Annotated in this window: 1 protein-coding gene; it reads left to right on the plus strand. The window is 65.2% G+C overall.

Features of this window, described 5'->3' with window-relative positions:
* The coding region (locus tag CO667_RS34580) for a GntR family transcriptional regulator (RefSeq protein ID WP_143540789.1) at window positions 1–502 on the plus strand (502 nt) is incomplete at its 5' end.
* Window positions 503–664 lie beyond the last annotated feature (162 nt).

The raw sequence follows: 664 nt of genomic DNA on the forward strand, positions 1-664 counted from the left end.
CGAGCGAGCGCTGGATGCCAAGCCATCGGGAACGGCCGTGGTTCCGCGCATGACCCGGCGCGAGTTTTCCGAACTGACGGCGGTGCGCCTGCAATTGGAGCCGCTGGCGCTGACGCTTGCCGCGCCCCATCTGAAGCCCGCACAGTTCGAGCGGCTTGACGCCTTCGTGGCGCAGCATGAAGCCGCCCGGCTCGCCAGCGATCCGACAGGAGTGCGGCAAGCCGATACCGGCTTCCTGTTCGAGCTCTACCGCTCCTCCGGTTCGACCTTGCTGCTCAGCTTCATCGAGAGCCTGTGGCTTCGCCGCAGCCCAATGTTCTGGGAGGCGCGCTGGGCGCTGCTGGGAAGCTCGCTCGGCCGGGCGCCGCACAGGCACAAGGAAATCATGGGCGCCCTGCGCCAGGACCAGCCCGATCTAGCGCGCGACTTCCTCATCGAGGAGATCCGCAATGCGAGCGAATTCTTGCTTGAGGCGATGAGGTTCCGCGAGGCGACGGACTGAGTCGTTACCGATCGGGGCAGCGCGACAACCCAGATGGTCGCCCTACAGATAGGTGCGCTCCTCCAACGAGGTCTTCGCGACCATCTCATGAATCGTCCGTACGAAGGCGGTCTCGGCTGGGTTCATGCTTCGGCGCGGGTTCACCACGAAATGGACCTCGAC

The sequence above is a fragment of the Rhizobium sp. L43 genome (assembly GCF_002531725.1).
Lineage (GTDB): Bacteria > Pseudomonadota > Alphaproteobacteria > Rhizobiales > Rhizobiaceae > Rhizobium.